Origin of the sequence: Terrisporobacter mayombei, assembly GCF_020748465.1 — a bacterium.
Taxonomy (GTDB): Bacteria; Bacillota; Clostridia; order Peptostreptococcales; family Peptostreptococcaceae; genus Terrisporobacter; species Terrisporobacter mayombei.
On the sequence record NZ_JAHZMP010000003.1, the window covers coordinates 129,420 to 151,545 of the forward strand.

Here is a 22,126-nt window from a genome sequence, read left to right on the forward strand (position 1 = left end):
ATTATCCTATTGTAACTAATAGATCTCCTGAGCTAACAGAAGAACCTTTAGTAGCTTTTACTTCTTTTACTGTACCATCAGATGGCGCCAGTATTTCATTTTCCATCTTCATAGCTTCTAGTATTAATAAAATATCACCTTTAGAAACGCTTTGACCTACACTTACATTAACATTACTTATTGTTCCTGGCATTGGTGCCAATACACTTCCGCTTCCTCCTTCAGGCGCTGATGCAACTTTCTTTGGAGCTACCGCTTTTTTTGTAGTAGGTTGAGAAGCTACTTGCGCTTGTAGTCTTGCAATACTCTCCGCACTTGCCCCTAATTCCTCAACTTGAACTTCATAAGCATTTCCATTTACCACTATATTATAGTTTTTTATCATTATCAGTACCCCCTATTTTATACCTCTATATTATGTGTTTTTTCCCAGTTACTTTGAATGTTATTTGTTCTGCTTATTCTTTTTACAACTATATTTTTATTCCCAGAAGCAACAATTGCTGCCGTTATTATGGCAATTAAATGATCATCATTTTCTGTCATTGACTCTTCTAAACTTTCTTGATTTTCATTAAATTTTATTTCTGCCACTTTATCTTTCTTATCATTTGGAGCTACATTTACTATTCTTATAATTAACGCTATTAAAACTAATACTATAAATACTGTTCCCATAGATAATAGTGCTGTAGCACACCCGCCTAAAAGACGTTCACCCATTGGCATTGATGCAGCATCTACTTTCAATGCCTCTAGTAATTGACTTATACTCATTATTTATCACCTTCCTATAGAGGTATATTTCCATGTTTCTTAAATGGTCTGCTTTCTCTCTTCGATGCCAACATATCTAGAGCATCAGATATTCTTATTCTACTAACTTCTGGCTCTATAACATCATCTATATAACCTCTTTCAGCAGCTTTATATGGTGTTGCAAACTCATTTGTGTATTCTTCAATTTTTTCTGCTCTCATTTTTGCTGGATCTTCTGCATCTTTTATCTCTTTCTTAAATACTATATTGGCTGCACCACTTGGTCCCATAACTGCAACTTCTGCAGTTGGCCATGCTAATACTATGTCTGATCCTAAGTCCTTAGAGCACATTGCTAAATAAGATCCTCCATAAGCTTTTCTTGTTATCAATGTAATTTTTGGTACTGTTGCTTCACTATATGCATAAAGCATCTTAGCTCCATGTCTAATTATTCCTCCATATTCTTGTTCTGTACCTGGCAAAAATCCTGGTACATCTACTAAACTAATTATTGGAATATTGAAAGCATCACAAGTTCTTATGAATCTTGCTGCTTTATCTGATGCATTTATATCTAAACTACCAGCCATGGCATTTGGCTGATTTGCTATTATACCTATACTTTCACCATTTATTCTTGCAAATCCAGTTATTATATTTTTTGCAAAGAAAGGTTGAACTTCGTAGAAATAATTCTCATCGATTATTTCGTATATAATATCTTTCATATCGTAAGCTTTATTTGAACCATCAGGAATTATAGTATTTAATTTATCTAATATTGCATTTGGGGAGTCATTTGTTTCAACTAATGGTGTCTTTTCAGTATTATTAGACGGCAAGAAACTTAATAATTCTTTGATTTGATTTATACAATCTTCATCATTTTGAGCTATAAAGTGAGCTACACCTGAAGTTGTATTATGAGTTGATGCTCCACCTAATTCTTCTGCACTTACTTCTTCTCCTGTAACTGTTTTTATAACTTGTGGACCTGTGATAAACATTTGACTTGTTTGATCTACCATATATATAAAATCTGTTAGAGCTGGAGAATAAACTGCTCCACCTGCACAAGGTCCCATTATTGCAGATATCTGAGGAATAACTCCCGAAGCAATTGTATTTTTAAGGAATATTCCACCATATCCTGCAAGAGCATCTACAGCTTCTTGTATTCTTGCTCCACCTGAATCATTTAGTCCTACTACTGGCGCTCCCATTTTTATTGCTAAATCCATTACTTTTACTATTTTCTTAGCATGCATTTCTCCCAGTGAACCACCAAGAACTGTAAAATCTTGAGCATATGCATAAACTAATCTTCCATTAACTTTTCCATAGCCACATACTACACCTTCACCAGGAGCACTTTGTTTTTCCATTCCAAAATTTGTACATCTATGTTTTACAAAAGCATCAACTTCAACGAAAGTATTTTCATCGAATAATAAATTTAATCTTTCTCTTGCTGTTAATTTACCTGATTTATGTTGTTTTTCAATTCTTTTTTCTCCGCCACCAAGCTCTATAGTTTCTCTAGTTTTCTTAAGCAAGTTTAATTTTTCAACAGACATCTGTATCCCTCCAAGACTTATTTTCTTTCACTTAGTTCTAATAACATTCCACTTGTACTTTTAGGATGGCAAAATGCTATACTAGCATTTCCTGCACCATATCTTGGCTTTTCGTCAATCATTCGATATCCTTTTTCTTTAATTTCTGCTATAGCTTCTTCTATATTATCCACTCTTAAAGCCACATGTTGTATTCCGCCTCTTCCACCATTTTTTTGAATAAACTTTGCTATAGGACCATCTTCAGTTGTAGATTCTAAGAATTCCAACTCTGCTTCACCTATTGGTAAAAATCCAACTTTTACTTGTTGATCTTCAACAATCTCAGTTCCTTGACACTCTAAACCAAGTACATCTTCAAAGAATTTCAAAGCTTCCTCTAAATTAACTACAGCAATACCTATATGATCAACATTTTTTACATTCATTTTTAAATCCCCCTTATTTTATAATACTTTCAAAGATTTTTTCTCCAATTGTATATGGATCTACTTCCTTAGTTATTGTCTTAGATAACAATGTATCTACATCTTTAGTTGACTCTATTTCATTAACTTTCTTTTCAATTCTTCTATGAACAATTTCTTTAACTTCTAATTTATTTCGATTTAATCTTCGATTATAAATTTCTTTACTCTCATAAAGATACTTTCTATGTTTAGTTATATTTTCAAATGCAGTTTCTACCCCTTCTCCATTTTCTGATATAACTAAACTTACTGGAGGTCTAAAATCCCAATCATGTTTAAAATCAAGCATCATTTCGATTTCTATAGATGTTTTCTTCGCTCCATCTTTATCAGCCTTATTCACTACAAATACATCTGCAATTTCCATTACTCCGGCTTTTATAGCCTGTATATCATCACCAAGACCTGGAACCATAACCATTATAGTTGTATCTGCAGTTTTAACTATATCAACTTCAGACTGACCAACGCCTACAGTTTCTATAAATATATAATCACATCCATATGCATCAAGTACTTTTATAGCTGCTTGAGTGGCATTTGATAGTCCACCTAAACTACCCCTAGTTCCCATAGAGCGTATAAATACGCCTTTATCTGTATTTAAGTCATTCATTCTGATTCTATCTCCAAGTATGGCACCTTTAGTAAAAGGGCTTGTTGGATCTATGGCAATTACGCCAACCTTTTTGTCTTTTTCTCTTAATAATTTAACTACCTTATCAGTAAATGTAGATTTCCCTGCACCGGGAGGACCTGTTACGCCAATAACATAGGCCTTCCCAGTATATTTATATATTTGTTTTAGGAAATCTTCATATCCAACAACCTCATTTTCAATCATAGTAATAAGCCTTGCACATGCTCTTTTATTACCTTTAAGAAGTTCTTCTACGAGATTTTCCATAACACTCTCTCCTAATCATTTAGTGCTAATTTTTTTAAGTTTTCTTTTATAAAATCAATAGTTACAGATGTTGAAGTTCCAGGAGTAAATATTTCTGCTACTCCTTTTTCTTTTAAATATGGTATATCTTCTTCTGGTATAACACCTCCACCTATAACTAATACTTCATCATAAGCGCCTTCTTCTTTTAATAAATCAACAACTTTTGGAAGCAAATGATTGTGAGCTCCAGATAAAATACTCATAGCTACTACATCGACATCTTCTTGTATAGCCGCTTGAACTATTTGTTCTGGTGTTTGTCTAAGACCTGTATATATAACTTCCATTCCCGCATCTCTAAGTGCTCTAGCTATAACTTTAGCACCTCTATCATGTCCATCAAGACCTGGCTTTGCAACTAATACTCTAATAGGTTTCATTATATTTCCCCCTCAAAACATCTATTTTAATTTCTTTAATTTTTATATCATTACAGTTTGTTTATACTCACCAAATTCTTCTCTCATAACCCCACATATTTCTCCCAATGTAGCATAACTTTCTACTGCATCTAATATAAATGGCATTATATTTTCATTGCCATCGCATGCTTTTCTTAATGCTTCTAAGCTTTCTTTTACTTTTTCATTATCTCTTTTTTCTTTAAGAGCTTCTATTTTTCCTTTTTGTCTTGAACCTACTTCAGGATCAACTCTCAATAAACCTTTTGGAGATTCTTCTTCTACTTGAAATTTATTTACTCCTACTATTATTTTTTGATTTTCTTCTATTTCTTTTTGATATTTATAAGCACTATCCATTATTTCTTGTTGTATGAATCCTTTTTCTATTGCTGATGGTGCTCCACCTAATTCATCTATTTTTTCTATTAACTCTATTGCTTCTTTTTCTATCTTATTTGTCAAACTTTCAACGTAATAAGATCCTGCAAGTGGATCTATAGTATCAGCTGCTCCACTCTCATATCCAACTATTTGTTGAGTTCTAAGAGCTACTCTAACAGAATCTTCTGTCGGTAAAGCTAAAGCTTCATCCTTAGAATTAGTATGAAGAGATTGTGTCCCACCAAGTACAGCTGCTAAAGTTTGTATTGCAACTCTTACTATATTATTTTCTGGTTGTTGCGCTGTCAAAGTACAACCAGCTGTTTGAGTATGGAATTTAAGTGCCCAAGATTTTGGGTTTTCAGCCTTAAATCTATTTTTCATTATATTAGCCCATATTCTTCTTGCTGCTCTAAACTTAGCAACTTCTTCAAATAGATTGTTATGTGAATTAAAGAAGAATGATAATCTTGGTGCAAAATCATCAATATGAAGTCCTGCTTCAAGGGCTGCATTTACATATGCGATACCATCAGCTAAAGTAAATGCAACTTCTTCTACTGCATTTGCTCCAGCTTCTCTTATGTGATAACCTGAAATACTTATAGTGTTCCATTTAGGTACATTTTTTGAACAATAATCAAATATATCAGTTATAAGTCTCATTGATGGCTTAACTGGGAATATATATGTTCCCCTTGCTACATACTCTTTTAATATGTCATTTTGAATTGTTCCTCTTAATTTATCTGGTGTTACACCTTGTTTTTTAGCAACTGCTATATACATAGCTAATAAAACAGAAGCCGGTGCATTTATAGTCATTGATGTTGATACTTTATCTAATGGTATCCCCTCAAATAAGATTTCCATATCTGCTAAAGAATCTATAGCAACTCCAACTTTTCCTACTTCACCTTCTGCTACTGCATCATCTGAGTCATATCCCATTTGAGTTGGTAAATCAAATGCAACTGATAATCCCATAGATCCTTGATCTATTAAAAATTTATATCTTTGATTAGATTCTTCTGCTGTTGCAAAACCTGCATACATTCTCATTGTCCATAGCTTTCCTCTATACATAGTTGGTTGAACACCTCTTGTATATGGAAATTGTCCTGGATATCCTAAATCTTTTTCATAATTTACTTCTGCATCAAGAGGAGAATATAATCTTTGTACTACTTCTCCTGTATCAAATTTAAATTCTTCTTTTCTTTCCGGGAATCTAGCTAAACTTTTCTTTACTTTCCCTTCTTCCCATTTTTCAAAGGATTCCTTAATATTTTTATTTTCCATAGAACTTCCCCCTATTTAGTAATCTTCATTTATTAGATATATTTTAGTATTTCTATCCAAATTATCATTTAATTATCATTATTATAATATAAAGAGTTTTATTCTCATCTCAATTATAATATCCTTCTGTTTTTAATCTGCGTCCTCCAAAGCAAATTTCTTCATAGTACCTGTTTTTAAAAATCTTTCATGCCAAGAAAGTGCTTCTTCTAATATGTGAGGTGTGTGTTTAAATTTGCCTTCTTGAGCTTTATTAAAGTAATTCCATAAAGCATCTTTATAATCCGGATGTGCACAATTTTCAATTATACATTTTGCTCTTTCTTTTGGTGATAAACCTCTTAAATCGGCTACTCCTTGTTCTGTTACTATAACCATTACATCATGTTCCGTGTGATCATGATGACTTACCATTGGAACTATGCTTGAAATATCTCCTCCTTTTGCTATAGATTCAGTAGTAAATATAGTTAAATATCCATTTCTAGCAAAGTCACCAGAACCTCCTATACCATTCATCATTCTACTTCCCATAATATTAGTAGAATTTACATTTCCATATATATCTACTTCTATAGCTGTATTTATAGCTATAACTCCCAATCTTCTTGCAACTTCCGGATTATTGCTTATTTCTTGCGGTCTAAGAATTATTTGATTTTTATATTCATTAAAGTGTTCATAAAAATCATCTAATCTATCTGGTGATATTGTAAGTGATGTTCCTGATGCAAATTTAACCTTTCCTGATTTAATTAAGTCAATTACTGAGTCTTGTATTACTTCTGAATAAACTACTAAGTCTTTAAATTTAGAATTTTCTAATCCAGCTAAAACAGCATTTGCAACACTTCCAACACCTGATTGCAATGGAAGTAAATTCTTTGGCAATCTATTTTCTTTTACTTCATTTTCTAAAAAAGCAATCATATTTTGAGCCATTTTATTTGAAACTTCGTCAACAGGCGATACTAATCTAGTTCTATCTTTTAAATCAGTAAAAACTATTGCTGCAATCTTATCTAAATTGCATTTTATATAAGGTTCACCAATTCTATCTTCTGGATGAATTAAAGGTATTGGTTCTCTTTCTGGAGGATTTTTCAAGTCATAAACATCGTGTATTCCTTCTAATTCAATTGGTTGAGAAATATTAATCTCTATTATTACTTTATCTGCTACTTCAGCAAATACATTTGAATTTCCAATTGATGTAGATGGTATTATATAACCTTCCTCCGTAATACTAACCGCCTCTATTAAAGCTATATCCATTTTTCCTAAAAATCCATACTTAACATATTGCGGTGTATGACTTAAATGCATATCACAATATTGAACACTATCATCATTTATTGCATTTCTCATTGCTCCAGTAGTTTGATATGGATATCTTCTTTTTACCACTTTTGATTTTGTCAAAGCTTCATCCAATTCTGGTCCAACTGATGCTCCAGTTATTATTGTCAAATCTATTTTGTCCCCCGCATCTGCCCTTTTTGCAATTTCAAGTGGAATTGCTTTTGGGTATCCAGCAGGAGTAAATCCACTGGTGCCCACAATCATATTATCTTCAAATAACATTGCCGCTTCTTTTGGAGTCATTACTTTATCTTTTAATTTTTCACATCTTAATCTTTCCATAATTGCCCCCCTAAATATTATTTATATATAAATACTACATAGGCAGTTTGTGCAGTATTATTGTAAATATAACCATTCCTAATAAAGCAAATGGGTATGTTGCACCATATCCTGCAGCTGGCTCATCACTTCCGGCTGCTTCTATTGCAGCTCCAAGACCTGGTGTAGAAGTCATACCTCCACATATTGCTCCAGATAACATTAACCAATTAATTTTAAATACATATCTTCCTAGTAAAAATCCTATCATCATACCTACTATTCCAATTACTAAAGATATTATTGCTAAAAATGCTCCAGATCCAACTAAGGCATCTATTGCTTTGTATCCATATCTAAGTCCTACTATTGCAAGGAAGAAAACTAAAGATACATCTCTAATTACACCTAATATTTTTCCATCCATTCTAAAACTAATTTTGCCAAATTTACCTATATAACCTACTATTAATGATCCAATTAAAACTCCTCCTGTAGAACCTAGACTAAAATATCCTACAAATGGTAGATAAATATTTATATTTCCTATTAAATATCCAAATATACATGCTATAGTAAAACCTAACATATCAAATTTTGTTTCTGGAATTTCTTTACCTTTAGAAGTTTTTCTAGCATCTTCTAATTCTTTTCTATATTGCAGTCTTTCTTTTTCAACATCAATTTTAAATATAGATGGCAAGAAGTTAACAGCTAGTATTACTATAAATACACCAAATGGATATCCTATAGCGTGACCTGCACCTATACTTGCTTCTGCATTTGTAATAAACTGTTGTTTTATTTCATCTGTTAATTGAAAAGCATTTACGTCTTTCGGTATATCTTTTTCATCCACACCAGCCATTTCTAAAAACTTAACTTTTTCTTCATCTGTCATACTTTCATAATTTAAAGTCTTTTCAGTCGCATGCCCTCTTGCTGTTTCTATTGCTGCTGCAAGCCCTGGAGAACTTGTTAATGCACCAGTATAAACACCTGATACTTCATACGTATTTGAATCTTTACTAAACCAAGTTGCCATATAAGTTGTAACAGCACTAGAAAACGTTATTACAAGGCCTAAAATAACAAACTTTGCTCCATACTTTCTTAATACAACCCCCATATCTTTAGCTGCAAGTAAACCCACTGCCGCAACAAATAGAATTAAAAATATGTCAAAGAATTCGCTAGGTATAACCCCAGACTCTAATAAACTCTGTGCTGCTTCATATGCTCCACCATTTCCTGGTATACTTGATGCATATTTAAATGCTACCCATCCAATAAACAACCCTGTGAATAAAGCTCCTGATATACCAAAACTAAACTTTCCAAACTTTATTTTTCCAAAAAGAAGCCCCGTAATAATAGCTAAGAACATCAGTATGTATGGGCTTAAAAAAACACTCGCAAAATCAAATCTCATACATTTCCCCCTCAACAATATTTTTTATTAATTTTTCGATTTATATAAATCATTTTTTTTAATTATATTGTAGGTTTTTTATCAAGACTTGTATAATATATATATATATATATATCTTATATACTTTTGGGTATAAAGGTTTGAGGGAGTTGATTTAATGGAGTTATTGCACTTAAAATATTTTTTAACAGTTGCAAAAACTGAACATATGACTAAGTCTGCTAACGAACTTCGAATTGCACAACCAGCTCTTAGTAAAATTATTCGTAATTTGGAGAAAGAATTGGAAGTAAATCTCTTTGATAGAAGAGGAAAATCTATTATTTTAAACGATGCTGGAAAATACTTTTGTGAAAAAGTAGAAGAAGCATTAGTAATTCTCGATGGCACAGTCAATGAGGTAAAAGAATTTGATTTAATTGAAAAAAACAAAAAAGTAAGGTTCTTATCCCTTTGTGCCTCATCAATTATTTCAGACATACTAATCGATTTTAAGTCTGTTTATCCAGATATTCAATTAGAATTAACTCAATCATTGAGTAATTTAGATAATAACTTTGATAGTTATGATTTATGTTTGTACTGTACTAATAAGCCTAATACTTATAAAAATTCCTTATGTTTGCTTGAAGAAGAGATTTTACTAGGAGTATCACCTAAACATCCTTTAGCAAATAAAGGCACTATCAGTTTATATGAAGCTAAAAATGAAAATTTTATAGCACTCGGACAGGGTCATCTAAGAAATTTAATTTATGATTTTTGTAAAACAGCTGGATTTAAGCCGAATATAACTTTTGAAAGCACTAATAATTCATTTATAAGAGATCTAATTGTATTTGGTCAAGGTGTTGCATTTATTCCCGAAATTTCATGGAAGCTTGATAATTATAATGGAATTAAATTCTTACATATAAAAAAACCTTTTTGTAATCGATCAATATATCTTTATTCAAAATGTATAGATAACCCGCCAAAAAATGTTCAAATATTCAAAAATTTTATTATTAATCATTTTAAAAGTATACAAATGTAATATTTTATGTTATTTACTTAACTATTTATGTTATTTATTTAATTATTAAAAAATACATCTAGCTTATTATTATCATTACATATATTCTTATAAGTTCAACAAATTTATTAATTTTTATTTTACAATAAATTAATTAAGTTTATAATTATCAAACTATTTTATTAATTTTTAATTATTAAAATATTTTATCAATTATTTAATATTTTCATAAAAAAGAGTTGTCTATTTTTAATTTTTCAAAATCATTTTAAGACAACTCTTTTTATTTCTATTATATTAACAAGTAGCTCCTCCAACTAAATGAAGTTCTGAATTTATTATTTCTTCTTTTCTCTCAAACAAATCATTTGATAATAATTGTTTTTCTACATTTTCAAAACCTAAACGCTCTATAGTTGAAGCAAAACGCTCACCTGTTTTTCCTTGTTCTCTATATAATAATATTACTTTTTCTATCACATTTAAAGCTTCTTCCTTGCTAGTAAATACCTTATTTAGATCCAATCCATGATTTATTTTTTTGCCCCATCTTCCACCGATATAAATTTTGTAACCGTAAGTCCCATCTTCTATTGCATCAAATGGACATTTGCCAATGCAACGACCACAGTGATTGCATCCCTCTTCATCTATTTCTAATATTCCATCAACAACTTTACAAGCATTTATTGGACATAGTTTTTCTATAGCGCATTTTTTACATCCGTTACATAAGTGCTCATCGAATTTTGGTATATATTGTCCTATTATTCCTAAGTCATTTAAATCCGGTTTTACACAGTTATTAGGACATCCCCCTGTAGCTATTTTAAATTTATGAGGTAACTTTACTTTTGCATAACCTTTATAAAATCTCTCATGAATTTCTTCTGATAATTCAAATGTATCTATTAATCCATATTGACAAGTAGTTCCCTTACATGATACAACTGGACGTAATTTTGAGCCTGTTCCTCCTGTTTCAAGACCTTCTTTAGCTATATACACTCTAAAATCTTCAATTTTTTCATATGGTATTCCTTGCACTTCTACTGTAAGTCGAGTTGTAAATGTTACTATTCCATTTCCAAATAACTGTGCTGCTTCTCCTATACATTTTTGCTGTGCTGCTGTTATTTTTCCATTTACAGTTATTATTCTCCCCGAAAAATTATCAGTACCTTTATTACTCAAAAAACCTAAAGCTTTTACTCTTTTTTCATCTTCCTTACTAATTGTTAATGTCGCCATTATTTTTCCCCCTTTTCAGTAACACTTATTTATAATTATTCTTCCTCCTCATCTATCTCATTAAAAGTCAATCCACCTTCAAGAACTTTCGTATTATTATATCCATAGAATTTCAAACGATTTTGTAACATATATGCACGTTTTCCTTTTGCACATATTAATAGTAACTTTTCATCAATATCATATTCTGGAAGCACGCCTTCAACCTTTGTTAAATCTATATATGGAGCAGCTTTTAAAGTTGGTGATATAGATGCATCAATTATTTTATAATCTTTAGCTTTTCCTTCTTTAAACTCCAGCGGAGTAATAGTATCAAATTCTTTATTCATTTTATTTTGTAATATATTCAGTGTATGAGCAAAAGGATGTATTGCTGTAGAAAATGGTGGTGCATAAGCAAAATCCAAGTTTTCTAAATCATCTATTGATGCATTTAATGATATGGCAGTAACTGCTATATCAATCATTTTGTCTACATCCCCACTTCCTAGTACTTGTAATCCCAGTAATTTTTTTGTATCTTTATCAGCTATCATTTTTACAATGAAACTGCCTGCACCTGGATAATAATGAGCCTTATCATCTACAACACTTATAACGCTAATTGGATTGTATCCAGTTTCCTTAGCAGCAACTTCAGTAAGCCCTGTTCTTCCTGTATTTAGGTTTGGCAATTTACAAACTGCAGTACCAAGAACTCCTTCATAAGACTTATTTTTGCCTAATATATTTTTAGCAGTAAGTCGTCCTTCTATATTTGCAGAAGATCCCATTGGCGACCATTGAGGTGATTTTGTAATTTTATTTACTACGCATGCACAATCTCCAATGGCATACACATCTTCAATGTTTGTTTGTAAATATTCATTTACCTTTATAGTTTTATTTGGCATAAGTTCTACTCCACTATCTTGTAAAAAAGATGTATTTGCACGAATACCAATAGATAAAACTACTGCATCTGCCTTCATGGCACGTCTAGAAGTTTTAACTTTTTCAACTCTATCAGTCCCTACAATTCCCTCCATTTTTACTCCTGTAGCAGTCATTATTCCATTTTCAGCTAAATGATTTTCTATATATTCGCTCATCTCTTCATCAAATCCTGGAAGTACATGCTCTGCCATATCTATAACAGATACTTTCACTCCTTGTTTAGCCATATTTTCTGCAACTTCTAGACCTATAAATCCAGCTCCTACAACTACAGCTCTTTTAATTTCATTTTTTTCTATTGATTTTCTTAATCTAATAGCATCTTCAGGTGTTCTCATAAAGAAAACGCCCTTTAAATCTAGACCTTCAACTGGTGGTTTTATAGGAGATGCGCCACTGGCAATTACTAATTTATCATATCCATAATCATATCTTTCATTACTTTGTAAATTTAATACTCCTACAGCTTTTTCTTTAGGATTAACTTTTATAACTTCCATTTCTGTTAGTACATTTACACCCGTTAACTTCTCAAATTTTTCTGGTGTATTTACAATTAGCTGTTCTTTTTCTCTTATAACATTTCCCACATAATAAGGAAGACCGCATCCCGCATATGAAATATCATTATCCTTAGTAAGAATAGTTACGTCTAAACTTCTATCTTCACGTTTTAATTTTGCTGCAACCTTTGTTCCTGCTGCAACACCTCCAATAATAAGCACTTTCATACTTATCAACCCCTTTTTTATTTGTATATTCAAATATAAAATTTACATTTTTTTCATATAATTTAATTTTATTGTAGCACTTGTGATATACTATTAAAAGTGATATTATCTTATGAAAATCATAGGTAAAACCTATAGATAATCAGTATCATTTAACCATATTTATTAATAAAAAAGGGGGTATTCTATGACAATCAGGCACTTGCGAATTTTTATTGAAGTAGCAAGGACAGGTAAAATGAGCTTAGCTGCACAAAGATTATTCATATCTCAACCTACAGTGAGCCAAACTATTCGTGAATTAGAGGATCACTACGGTCAAAAGCTTTTCGAAAGGTTATCAAAGAAGTTATATATAACATCATTTGGAAAAGAACTTTTATCATACGCTACTCAAGTAGTTGAACAATTTGATAATTTAGAGAAAACAATGAATGACAATCTTCATATAGAAAATTTACGAATAGGTGCTTCTGTAACTGTTGGAACTTGTCTTCTATCTAAAATAATAAAAGAATTTCATAGCGTTGCCCCTAGAGTAAACACTTATGCTTATGTTAATAATACTACTATGGTTGAAAAAAAATTATTAGAATCTGACTTAGATATCGCTATTGTAGAAGGAGAAATCCATTCTCAAGATTTAGTCACTACTCCTGTAATAGATGATTATCTTGTTCTTTTATGTAATAATAATCATCCTCTTTCAAAAAAAGAAAAAATAACATTGTATGATTTAGAAAATCAAAGATTTGCTATGCGAGAAGATGGCAGCGGTACAAGAGAGTTTTTTGAACAAATTTTACAAAAGTATAAAGTTCAGATACAACTAGTCTATGAGGCTAGTTCAACAGATACAATTAGAAGGGCTATTTTAGATGATGATTGTTTATCACTTTTATCTATACATACTTTTGAAGAAGATATCATATGTGGTAAAATCCATATTATAAAAACTGATTTAAATACATTAAAAAGATCCTTTAAACTTGTTCATCATAAGGATAAAATCATGACTCCATCAATAATAACATTAAAGGAAATTTTGAAAAAATATAAAACATCTGATTTTATGAAAGATTTGTACATAAAAAAATAAGTATAACTTATTAACTTAAGTTATACTTATTTTTTTATGTATGTATTATATAATTCTCTTGCTAATCTGCTTTAGACATATGCATATAAATAATACAACTCCCAATATGCCCGTAAATGGATATACATTTCCCACTAATTTTTCAAATGGAAATAAACCAAAGAAAAATGCTAAAACAGAAATAACAACAGCGATAATATTTGCATTGTACTTTCCTTCCTTTGAAACTTTGTCACATACCGTCCAAAAATTTGGTGCGGCTGTTGAAAAAATACCACATAATAAGACAATAGAAAAAACTTTACCAAATATAGGTGATATGGATTTTGCAAAATATAAAGTTGGTATAGATAATTTATAAATATCCTTTATTTTTGATAGCAATGCAAAATTCATAACTAAAATAACTATCATCAATAATAGGCTTCCAACAATAGCTCCATACTTAGCTTCCCTTCTAGTATCTGCACTGTTTCCAAGAGAAGTAAAGAAAAATAATCCACTTACCATGTTATATGATGCATATAATATACCACTCTTGACACAGTTTCCTCCTGCTTTTTTAAGATTAACATCCTCCACTACTTGTGAAATATTATTTAATCCATCTAAGTTTTGAATCAAAACAGTAAATCCTACAACCAAAGAAAAAATAACTATAACAGGACCAATAAAAGCAATTATATTAATAAGACTATCTAAACCACAAATAAAAGCAATAAGTACTAATATCGTCATCATAGCGCAACCAACATAATAGTTTAATCCGTAATATTCTTGTAGTGTTGCCCCAGCCCCTGATATCATAACTATAACGCTTATAAACAATAACACTGGTACAAAATATTCATAAAACAGTCCTACCTTATTTCCACAAAAATATTTGTATGGTCTGTATTTTTTATAACCTCCGTAATCGTATCCAGCTTCCATAACAGTACTTCCGAAATATGTAAATAAAATCAAGCTTATAACTATTGATACTAAACTATTTAAACCATTAGAAGTAAAAAACTGCATAATCTCCTGTCCTGTTGCAAATCCAGACCCAATAATAAAAGCTATAAAAGCACCTGCAAATTTCATCACATTTAATTTGTTGATTTTTTGCCTCATATATAATACCTCCCTATGATAAATATTTAAGGGCTAGTACTAAATATATGTATATATAAACTTTGTATGACTCCTTATAAAGTGAATAAACGGTTTTAAAATCTCATAATCTTAGTAATTTATTATTTCTTTATAAAGATAATTATAGAAATATATCAAAAGAAATTTTCTTTGGGGAACTAGGATTTCCACGAAAAGATTATGCTGCTTTTCATCCTTGGGATAGTCAAGTTTCAAATACTTATAATAATGCTGAACAAGGAAGATGCTTTAAAGCTTATAGGAATGTTTTCGAAAATAAAGGTTATATAAAAGGATTTTCAGTTTTTGCTCTAGGACAAAAATACAATGATAAGAACTTTTATCCTTCTTCAGAAAGTATAGATCTTATCTCTAAATGGTATTAATAGATCAAACACTAAACTAAGCAAAATTGAACTTTGTTTAGCTTAGTGTTTTCTTATAAAATCTATCATTATTACTAATTAACTCCTCTATTGTGCATGGTTCAAAATTATTAATTTCTACACATGCATTAAATAAATTTTTTTCTTTTTTAATAATGTGAAATTCTTTAGTAAAAGAATCATCATGCATATGACCAAAAACATGATATGATCCTTTATTCTTTCTATACCATAAAAGTATTGGATAATGACAAAGCTGAACCCATTTATTATGGTCTCTTATTAGCTTACTTTCTTCCACTGTTTCGAAATAATCTAAAAATACATGATTATTACGAAACTTATAATCATGATTTCCTAAAATCAGATGTAAGTGCCCATTAAGTCTTCCTACTGTAATCTTAAGTTTCTCTTCTAAGTCTTGTTCCTCGCATACTATAATATCTCCTAATATGTAGACATGATCATCAACTTTAACTTTATTATTATGTTTTTTTATAATTTCTTCATTCATCTCATTAACATTATTAAAATATTCGCTTCTACTTCTTTTTAATGCTAACTCATGAAAAAAATGATAATCAGATACATAATATATTTGTGACATAATTTTTCATCCTTTCTTTTAAACACCTTTCTATCTTATATGTATATAAGTTTTTTAATTTTTATTCTTGTATATTTTACTTTTTATTATTAGCTTTTCCATGTTTAGAATATTCCTCTTTTACATAATATAGATATAACTAACTTTATTATTTACCATGACATCTTAAGGAGGTAATTTCATGGAAAATGAGTTTAAAGCTGACAACAAAAAAAATGTACTACGATTAGCATTATTTATTGGTGAACTTATGCTTACTAACGGTGCAGAAACATATCGTGTAGAAGATACTATCATTAGAATATGTAAATCTAGAAACTATAATCATGTAAATGTATTTACTTCTCCAACTGCTATAATTATATCCGATTATAGGTTTGATGGATATTCATTTATGAGGACAATAAAATCTAGGTCCATAGATTTGAATAAAATTTCCATGTTAAATAATTTTTCGAGAAAATATGTTACTAACACTGAATTAACTGTACAAGATGCTATGGAGGAGCTAAAAGAAATTATAAATACTACATCTTATTCTCCATTAGTTTTAAGTTTTTCTACTGGAATAGGATCTGCTTTCTTTGCAACTTTATTGAAAGGAAACAATATTCCTACTTTTATTTCAACTTTTATTACATCCATATTGGCAGTCATGATTTATAAAAAAACAATGAAAATCAGTACTATTCCTGCATTTTCTTCACTAATATCGTCAACTTTTATAGCTCTTGTTGGAGTTGTTTTATCTCAAATAAACATTCTTCCCACACCTGCTTTATTAATAGTTGGTTCTATTATGCCTCTACTTCCAGGAGTATCTTTTATAAAAGGAATTAGAGACTTAATTGCTGGTGACTTAATTTCTGGAGTTGCTCGTGCTTTTGATGCTGGTGTTACAGCTGTAAGTATAGCATGTGGTGTGGGTATTATTTTAGATATTTGGCTTAGATTAGGAGGAAGTTTATAATGACAGATATGCCCTTATATTTACATTTTATATATTCATTTATTGCTACTGTTGGTTTTGCTATTTTTCTAAATGCACCTAAATCTACGCTTATATCTAGTGGACTTGTGGGTGGGCTTGGATGGTCTTTATTTTATTATTTAGTAAAATTAAGTGGAAATGATATATTAGCAAACTTTATAGCTGCTTTACTAGTTTCTTATATTAGTGAAATTTTAGCTAGAAAATTAAAACAACCAGCAATAATTTTTGTAATACCAGGTATTATTCCTTTAGTTCCAGGTCTTGGAATGTATAATACTATGCTTTATTTAGTACAACATGACTATAACAATGCAATTGCGAAAGGTGCCGATGTTCTATTTGTCGGTGGTGCCATTTCTTTGGGAATTCTAGTTGTAACATCTCTAGTTAAAACCTTACATATGTTATCCATAAAAAAAGCTGCTAAATAGCAGCTTTTTTTATTTTACAGGTAAAATTATTGTAAATTTTGTACCTTTATTTTTTTCACTTTCAACTTTTATTCTACCCCCATGTAAATCAATTATATGCTTTGTAATTGTAAGGCCTAATCCACTTCCGCCTTTATTCTCACCATGTTCATCTACAATTTGATTAAACCTATCAAAGATTATATTATGATATTTTTTTTCTATTCCAATTCCTGTATCTTCCACAGTAATCTTAACAAAATCTTTTAAATCTTCTATATTAACTCTTATGCTTCCACCTTTTGGTGTGAATTTTTGAGCATTACTAACTAAGTTAACTATACATCTTTCTATATCATATTTATCACAGTTAATTATTTTTTCCTCAACTTCAGTATCAAATATTAGCTCTATACCACTAGATTCTATACTTTCTTTTAAACTTAAAGTTGCTTCTTCCACAATATAAACTATATCTTTCTCTGCTTTGTTAAGCTTGTATTTTCCATTTTCAATTTTAGATGTATCTATTATATTGTTTATTAAATTTAGTAGCCTATCTGTATTACTTTTCATAATATCCATATAACTTTCTAATTTTGATTTTGTTAACTCTTTTTCTGAGTTACAAATACTTCTTATTAATTGTTCAATAGAGTTTATTACATTTAATGGTGTTCTAAGTTCATGTGATAAATTTATAAAATAATTATTTTTACTTCTTTCAGCTTGTATAACCTTATCAAATAAAACTTTGTTTTTATTCATCTCATCATTTAACTGTCTCGTTCTTTTATTTACTAGCTTATCAAGCTTTTTCATTTTATTCCTATTATTATATAATAAAAATATGATTATAATAACGTATAAAATCATAGCCATATTACTTTTCCAAATAGGAGGCTTTATTGTAAAGCTAACACTATTTTCTTCACTCATTTCCCCACTGTTATTTCTGCATTTTATTCTAAATTTATATTTTCCAGGTTTTAAGTCTCCAAATATGGCTTCATTATTTTTTACAAGAACCCAATCATCATTAGCTCCTTCTAACTTATAATAATATTGAATATTATTATTTTTTCTATAATCAGTAAGAAAATATTTAATTCTTATAAAATTTTCATCATATTTAAAAACTTTACCGTCTATATTTGTATAGTCTTCACCTTCCACTTCAAAGCTATCAAAATTAACTCTTCCTTTATAATCCGTTTGTAAAACTTCCTTTGGATTAAAAATATTTAATCCTTTAATTCCACCAAATACAAAATCACCATTTTTACATTTATATGCTGAGTTTCCATTAAACTCGTTACTTTGAAGGCCATCTGTACTCCTTAAATTAGTAAATCGATTATTGTTAATATCAAATTTTGAAATACCATTATTAGTACTCATCCAAAGATTTTTGTCCTCATCTACTAATATTTGATAAACTATATTATTAGCTAAACCATCTTTCTCCGTATAAGCTTTGAATGTATTTTTATCTTTGTTGAATTTTAATAATCCATCATTAGTTCCTATCCAAAGATTATGATTATCATCTTCTACTATATTTCTTATGGCGTTTACAACGGCTTCATCACCATCTTCTTTTTTATAATTATTAAAGGTTTCAATTGTATTTTTTCTTGGATCAAGTTTAATAAGACCACCAGAAGTATACCCTCCAATCCAAAAAATTCCTTCTTTATCCTCATAAATTTCTTGAATATATGGATCTGATATTCCAGCTTTTATTAATTTATCTGTCATTCCAAAAACTTCTTCAGATTCTATATTTAAAATACTAAGCCCTTTTGGTGTTCCTATCCATAAATTATTTTTGCTATCTATAAATAGAGACTTAATATTATTGTCTACTAATCCATCCTCTGTAGTGTACTTTTCAATAATCATATTTCGTTTATCTATTTTGTTTACGCCATTCCTAGTTCCTACCCAAATAATATTTCCTTTTCCCTTAATAACACTTATGGCATTTGTACTTAAATCATATTTAGTATTTCCTTCATAAATATGTGTTATGTTATCTTTTTCTTTATCAATTATATTTAAACCTTTATCTCTAGTACCTATCCATAATAATCCTTCATCATCTTCATAAACACCCATTACAACATTATTGTCTAAAGAATTTTCATCTGTAGGGTCACTTTTGTATATTTGTATTTTATTTCTTGAATCAAAGATACTTACTCCTGTATAAGTTCCTGCCCAAATTAATCCACTGTCATCTTCCATAAGTGTAAATACAATATTATTAGCTAAAGTGCTATTATCATAGTCTTTATTCTGATAGGTAACAAATGTATCTTCTTCTATATATTTACTTAAGCCTTTTTCAGTTGCTATCCATATGTTTCCACTACTATCTTGTAGTATTTTTCTTATAGCATTGGATTGCAATTTGTTAGTATCTTTTTCATCCATATTAAAAGATTTAGCTTTATTATTTTTCAAATCTATCTTTTTTAGGCCCTGTTCCGAAGTTCCAACCCACATATTATCCTTATTATCAAAAACTATAGACGAAATTTTTCCCCATTGAGTAGTTTTTATATTTCCAACAGTATATTGTGATACTTTATTTGTTTTGTCATCTACTTTGTTTATTCCTTGGTCAGTACCTATCCATAAGTTACCTTGTGAATCTTTATTTATTGAGTAAATATTTTTATCACTAAGATTGTCATTTAAACCTAGAATCTTGTCGAAGTTATCTTCTTTTTCATCATAAAGATATACCCCATCATTATTTCCCATATAAACCTTACCTTTATCATCTACATAAATAGTTAAAATAGCATAGTAAGGCTTATCTTTATTATTTTTATAATAGCGATAATTTTTTATAGAGTAATCAGATAAATTTATTTTACTCAAACCTTCATCTGTTCCTACCCACAGATTTCCATTTTTATCTTCTCCAAGAGATGTTATATAACTACTTATAATACTATTCTTAACATCCTCATCATACTTAAAAACTTTTATATCTGTTCCATTATATCTGTTCAACCCATCATTTGTACCTATCCATATATACCCTTTACTATCTTGAATTATGGTTTCTGCTGTTGCTTGAGATAATCCATTTTCTATTGTTAGATTTTCAAAATTCATCATTTTAGATGCATATATATTTTTAGGCAATATACATATTAAAATTGTTAAAAGAATTAATGTATATTTTAATTTATTCACTATAAGTCTCCTTTATTGTCTAATTCACATAATAAGTATAATATATAAGAAAAAATTTTCAATATCATTTTAATTATACATTAAAAATTATTTTTTATTAAAGCCTTACATCATACTCCATACTTATTGTACCTTTTTTATTAACATAATAACAACAAATCAAAAAAATTACATGTTCAATTTTTTTTATATAATATAAAGCAAAATATTTTATTAATAACAAAAAAACTAATAGGCTAATTGCCTATTAGTTTTTAAAAGAATGTATTGGGGCTGGAATTATTCTTACTGCAGTTTTTTTATTATTCATCATTCCTATGGCAGCCTCACCTGCTATCATATCTAATCCTACTGAACATACTGCAGTCATTGCTTCTAACTTTTCTAAATTTAAAGATCCTTTTATTACTCCATCAATCATTCCTGCATCTTCAGATACTGGTATAAGCGCTCCACTAAGGCCACCAACTCTAGAACATGCCATTACTACACCTTTTTTTACTGCATCATTTAAAAGAGCAAGTGCTGCTGTAGTACCGTGGGTTCCTACAGTTTCAAGTCCCATTTATTCTAAAATATTTGCTACTGAATCACCGATTGCAGGTGTTGGAGCTAGAGATAAATCCACTATTCCAAAAGGTACTCCTAATCTTTTTGATGCTTCTTGGCCAACTAATTAACCCATTTTTGTTACTTTAAATGCTGTATTTTTTATAGTATGTGCCACCACATCAAAAGATTCTACTCTTACTTTTTCCAAAGCTCTTTGTAACCAGGTCCGCTTACACCCACATTTATAACTACATCAGCTTCACCTATACCATGATAAGCTCCAGCCATAAATGGATTGTCTCCTACTGAGTTACAAAATACAACTAACTTGGCACATCCAAATCCCTTTGCATCTTTTGTAGGTTCAGCCATTTCTCTTATGATTTTTCCCATATTTTTTATTGCATTCATGTTTAATCCACCTCTAGTTGATCCAACATTTACAGATGAACAAACTTTGTTAGTATAAGCTAATGCCTTAGGAATAGATTTAATTAAAATTTCATCTCCCTTTGTACAACCCTTTTCAACTAATGCTGAAAATCCTCCTATAAAATCAATTCCCAAATTTTCCGTTGCTTTATCTAACGTTTTAGCAAATTCTACATAATCTTCATCATTTGTAGCTCCTGCTATTATTGAGATTGGTGTTACTGATACTCTTTTATTTACAATAGGTATGCCAAACTCATTTTCAATTTCTTTTCCTACTTTAACTAAATCCTTTGCACAGCTCATTATTTTTCTATAAATATTAGCTCTGCACTTTTCTCCATCAGAGTCTATACAGTCTAGCAATGATATACCCATAGTAATAGTTCTTATATCTAATTTTTCTTCTTCAATCATTCTTATGGTTTCTAATATATTATTTATATTCATAAAAACCTAC

18 protein-coding genes and 2 pseudogenes are annotated in these 22,126 nt (G+C 29.8%); 5 read left to right on the forward strand and 15 right to left on the reverse strand.

Annotated features, from left to right (window positions below):
* Window position 1: 1 nt before the first annotated feature.
* From K0039_RS11275 to K0039_RS11315, 9 genes are all read right to left on the reverse strand, one after another.
* Window positions 2–385, reverse strand: a complete 384-nt coding sequence (locus K0039_RS11275) for a biotin/lipoyl-containing protein (protein ID WP_265589470.1) — start codon at window positions 383–385, stop codon at window positions 2–4.
* 17 nt (window positions 386–402) lie between these two features.
* Window positions 403–777: an OadG family protein gene (locus K0039_RS11280; RefSeq protein ID WP_228105173.1), complete on the reverse strand. Its 375-nt coding sequence runs from the start codon at window positions 775–777 to the stop codon at window positions 403–405.
* Window positions 778–791: 14 nt separating this feature from the next.
* Window positions 792–2,339: a methylmalonyl-CoA decarboxylase subunit alpha gene (mmdA, locus tag K0039_RS11285; protein WP_228105174.1), complete on the reverse strand. Its 1,548-nt coding sequence runs from the start codon at window positions 2,337–2,339 to the stop codon at window positions 792–794.
* Between the two features lie 17 nt (window positions 2,340–2,356).
* On the reverse strand, window positions 2,357–2,767 hold the full coding sequence (gene mce / locus K0039_RS11290; protein ID WP_074919355.1) for a methylmalonyl-CoA epimerase: 411 nt from the start codon (window positions 2,765–2,767) through the stop codon (window positions 2,357–2,359).
* Window positions 2,768–2,780: 13 nt separating this feature from the next.
* Window positions 2,781–3,716 (reverse strand): methylmalonyl Co-A mutase-associated GTPase MeaB, encoded by a 936-nt coding sequence (gene meaB, locus K0039_RS11295; RefSeq protein ID WP_228105175.1) that lies wholly within the window; start codon window positions 3,714–3,716, stop codon window positions 2,781–2,783.
* A gap of 11 nt (window positions 3,717–3,727) precedes the next feature.
* Window positions 3,728–4,138 (reverse strand): cobalamin B12-binding domain-containing protein, encoded by a 411-nt coding sequence (locus K0039_RS11300; protein ID WP_228105176.1) that lies wholly within the window; start codon window positions 4,136–4,138, stop codon window positions 3,728–3,730.
* Window positions 4,139–4,180: 42 nt separating this feature from the next.
* A complete protein-coding gene (locus K0039_RS11305; protein WP_228105177.1) occupies window positions 4,181–5,845 on the reverse strand; it encodes an acyl-CoA mutase large subunit family protein in 1,665 nt (554 codons plus the stop codon).
* Window positions 5,846–5,977: 132 nt separating this feature from the next.
* Complete coding sequence (scpC, locus tag K0039_RS11310; RefSeq protein ID WP_228105178.1) at window positions 5,978–7,489, reverse strand: succinyl-CoA:acetate CoA-transferase ScpC; 1,512 nt, start codon at window positions 7,487–7,489, stop codon at window positions 5,978–5,980.
* A gap of 34 nt (window positions 7,490–7,523) precedes the next feature.
* Window positions 7,524–8,900, reverse strand: coding sequence for an aspartate-alanine antiporter-like transporter (locus K0039_RS11315; protein ID WP_228105179.1), 1,377 nt, complete (start codon window positions 8,898–8,900; stop codon window positions 7,524–7,526).
* 157 nt (window positions 8,901–9,057) lie between these two features.
* On the opposite strand from K0039_RS11315, the gene K0039_RS11320 reads away from it, so the two are divergent.
* Window positions 9,058–9,936, forward strand: a complete 879-nt coding sequence (locus K0039_RS11320; protein WP_228105180.1) for a LysR family transcriptional regulator — start codon at window positions 9,058–9,060, stop codon at window positions 9,934–9,936.
* A gap of 276 nt (window positions 9,937–10,212) precedes the next feature.
* Here the strand turns inward: K0039_RS11320 and K0039_RS11325 are convergent, their stop codons facing one another.
* Window positions 10,213–11,166: a ferredoxin-like domain-containing protein gene (locus K0039_RS11325; protein WP_228105181.1), complete on the reverse strand. Its 954-nt coding sequence runs from the start codon at window positions 11,164–11,166 to the stop codon at window positions 10,213–10,215.
* Window positions 11,167–11,201: 35 nt separating this feature from the next.
* Window positions 11,202–12,836, reverse strand: a complete 1,635-nt coding sequence (locus K0039_RS11330; RefSeq protein ID WP_228105182.1) for an FAD-dependent oxidoreductase — start codon at window positions 12,834–12,836, stop codon at window positions 11,202–11,204.
* Between the two features lie 187 nt (window positions 12,837–13,023).
* Between K0039_RS11330 and K0039_RS11335 the strand changes: the two genes are divergently transcribed.
* Window positions 13,024–13,935, forward strand: coding sequence for a LysR family transcriptional regulator (locus K0039_RS11335; protein ID WP_228105183.1), 912 nt, complete (start codon window positions 13,024–13,026; stop codon window positions 13,933–13,935).
* A 45-nt stretch (window positions 13,936–13,980) separates the two neighbouring features.
* Here the strand turns inward: K0039_RS11335 and K0039_RS11340 are convergent, their stop codons facing one another.
* Complete coding sequence (locus tag K0039_RS11340; protein ID WP_228105184.1) at window positions 13,981–15,051, reverse strand: YkvI family membrane protein; 1,071 nt, start codon at window positions 15,049–15,051, stop codon at window positions 13,981–13,983.
* A gap of 143 nt (window positions 15,052–15,194) precedes the next feature.
* Here K0039_RS11340 and K0039_RS24415 point away from each other — a divergent pair.
* Window positions 15,195–15,458, forward strand: a pseudogene (locus tag K0039_RS24415) (glycoside hydrolase family 113); the annotation flags it as partial.
* Between the two features lie 37 nt (window positions 15,459–15,495).
* Here the strand turns inward: K0039_RS24415 and K0039_RS11345 are convergent.
* Window positions 15,496–16,065, reverse strand: coding sequence for a hypothetical protein (locus K0039_RS11345; RefSeq protein WP_228105185.1), 570 nt, complete (start codon window positions 16,063–16,065; stop codon window positions 15,496–15,498).
* A 181-nt stretch (window positions 16,066–16,246) separates the two neighbouring features.
* On the opposite strand from K0039_RS11345, the gene K0039_RS11350 reads away from it, so the two are divergent.
* Both K0039_RS11350 and K0039_RS11355 read left to right on the forward strand, forming a co-directional pair.
* Window positions 16,247–17,035, forward strand: coding sequence for a threonine/serine exporter family protein (locus K0039_RS11350; RefSeq protein WP_228105186.1), 789 nt, complete (start codon window positions 16,247–16,249; stop codon window positions 17,033–17,035).
* Window positions 17,035–17,490: a threonine/serine exporter family protein gene (locus K0039_RS11355; RefSeq protein WP_228105187.1), complete on the forward strand. Its 456-nt coding sequence runs from the start codon at window positions 17,035–17,037 to the stop codon at window positions 17,488–17,490. Before K0039_RS11350 ends, K0039_RS11355 begins: the two co-directional genes overlap by 1 nt.
* Before the next feature lie 9 nt (window positions 17,491–17,499).
* On the opposite strand, the gene K0039_RS11360 is transcribed toward K0039_RS11355, so the two are convergent.
* Together K0039_RS11360 and K0039_RS22810 are read right to left on the reverse strand one after the other, a co-directional pair.
* Entirely contained in the window at window positions 17,500–20,682 is a 3,183-nt protein-coding gene (locus tag K0039_RS11360) for a ligand-binding sensor domain-containing protein (RefSeq protein ID WP_228105188.1), read from the reverse strand.
* A gap of 268 nt (window positions 20,683–20,950) precedes the next feature.
* Window positions 20,951–22,116 (reverse strand): annotated as a pseudogene (locus K0039_RS22810) (PFL family protein); the annotation flags it as partial.
* Window positions 22,117–22,126 lie beyond the last annotated feature (10 nt).

Excerpts from the sequence above, each read along its gene's own strand:
- K0039_RS11275 (WP_265589470.1), bottom strand. The coding sequence starts at position 385 with ATGATAAAAAACTATAATATAGTGGTAAATGGAAATGCTTATGAAGTT.
- K0039_RS11280 (WP_228105173.1), bottom strand. The coding sequence starts at position 777 with ATGAGTATAAGTCAATTACTAGAGGCATTGAAAGTAGATGCTGCATCA.
- mmdA (WP_228105174.1), bottom strand. The coding sequence starts at position 2,339 with ATGTCTGTTGAAAAATTAAACTTGCTTAAGAAAACTAGAGAAACTATA.
- mce (WP_074919355.1), bottom strand. The coding sequence starts at position 2,767 with ATGAATGTAAAAAATGTTGATCATATAGGTATTGCTGTAGTTAATTTA.
- meaB (WP_228105175.1), bottom strand. The coding sequence starts at position 3,716 with ATGGAAAATCTCGTAGAAGAACTTCTTAAAGGTAATAAAAGAGCATGT.
- K0039_RS11300 (WP_228105176.1), bottom strand. The coding sequence starts at position 4,138 with ATGAAACCTATTAGAGTATTAGTTGCAAAGCCAGGTCTTGATGGACAT.
- K0039_RS11305 (WP_228105177.1), bottom strand. The coding sequence starts at position 5,845 with ATGGAAAATAAAAATATTAAGGAATCCTTTGAAAAATGGGAAGAAGGG.
- scpC (WP_228105178.1), bottom strand. The coding sequence starts at position 7,489 with ATGGAAAGATTAAGATGTGAAAAATTAAAAGATAAAGTAATGACTCCA.
- K0039_RS11315 (WP_228105179.1), bottom strand. The coding sequence starts at position 8,900 with ATGAGATTTGATTTTGCGAGTGTTTTTTTAAGCCCATACATACTGATG.
- K0039_RS11320 (WP_228105180.1), top strand. The coding sequence starts at position 9,058 with ATGGAGTTATTGCACTTAAAATATTTTTTAACAGTTGCAAAAACTGAA.
- K0039_RS11325 (WP_228105181.1), bottom strand. The coding sequence starts at position 11,166 with ATGGCGACATTAACAATTAGTAAGGAAGATGAAAAAAGAGTAAAAGCT.
- K0039_RS11330 (WP_228105182.1), bottom strand. The coding sequence starts at position 12,836 with ATGAAAGTGCTTATTATTGGAGGTGTTGCAGCAGGAACAAAGGTTGCA.
- K0039_RS11335 (WP_228105183.1), top strand. The coding sequence starts at position 13,024 with ATGACAATCAGGCACTTGCGAATTTTTATTGAAGTAGCAAGGACAGGT.
- K0039_RS11340 (WP_228105184.1), bottom strand. The coding sequence starts at position 15,051 with ATGAGGCAAAAAATCAACAAATTAAATGTGATGAAATTTGCAGGTGCT.
- K0039_RS11345 (WP_228105185.1), bottom strand. The coding sequence starts at position 16,065 with ATGTCACAAATATATTATGTATCTGATTATCATTTTTTTCATGAGTTA.
- K0039_RS11350 (WP_228105186.1), top strand. The coding sequence starts at position 16,247 with ATGGAAAATGAGTTTAAAGCTGACAACAAAAAAAATGTACTACGATTA.
- K0039_RS11355 (WP_228105187.1), top strand. The coding sequence starts at position 17,035 with ATGACAGATATGCCCTTATATTTACATTTTATATATTCATTTATTGCT.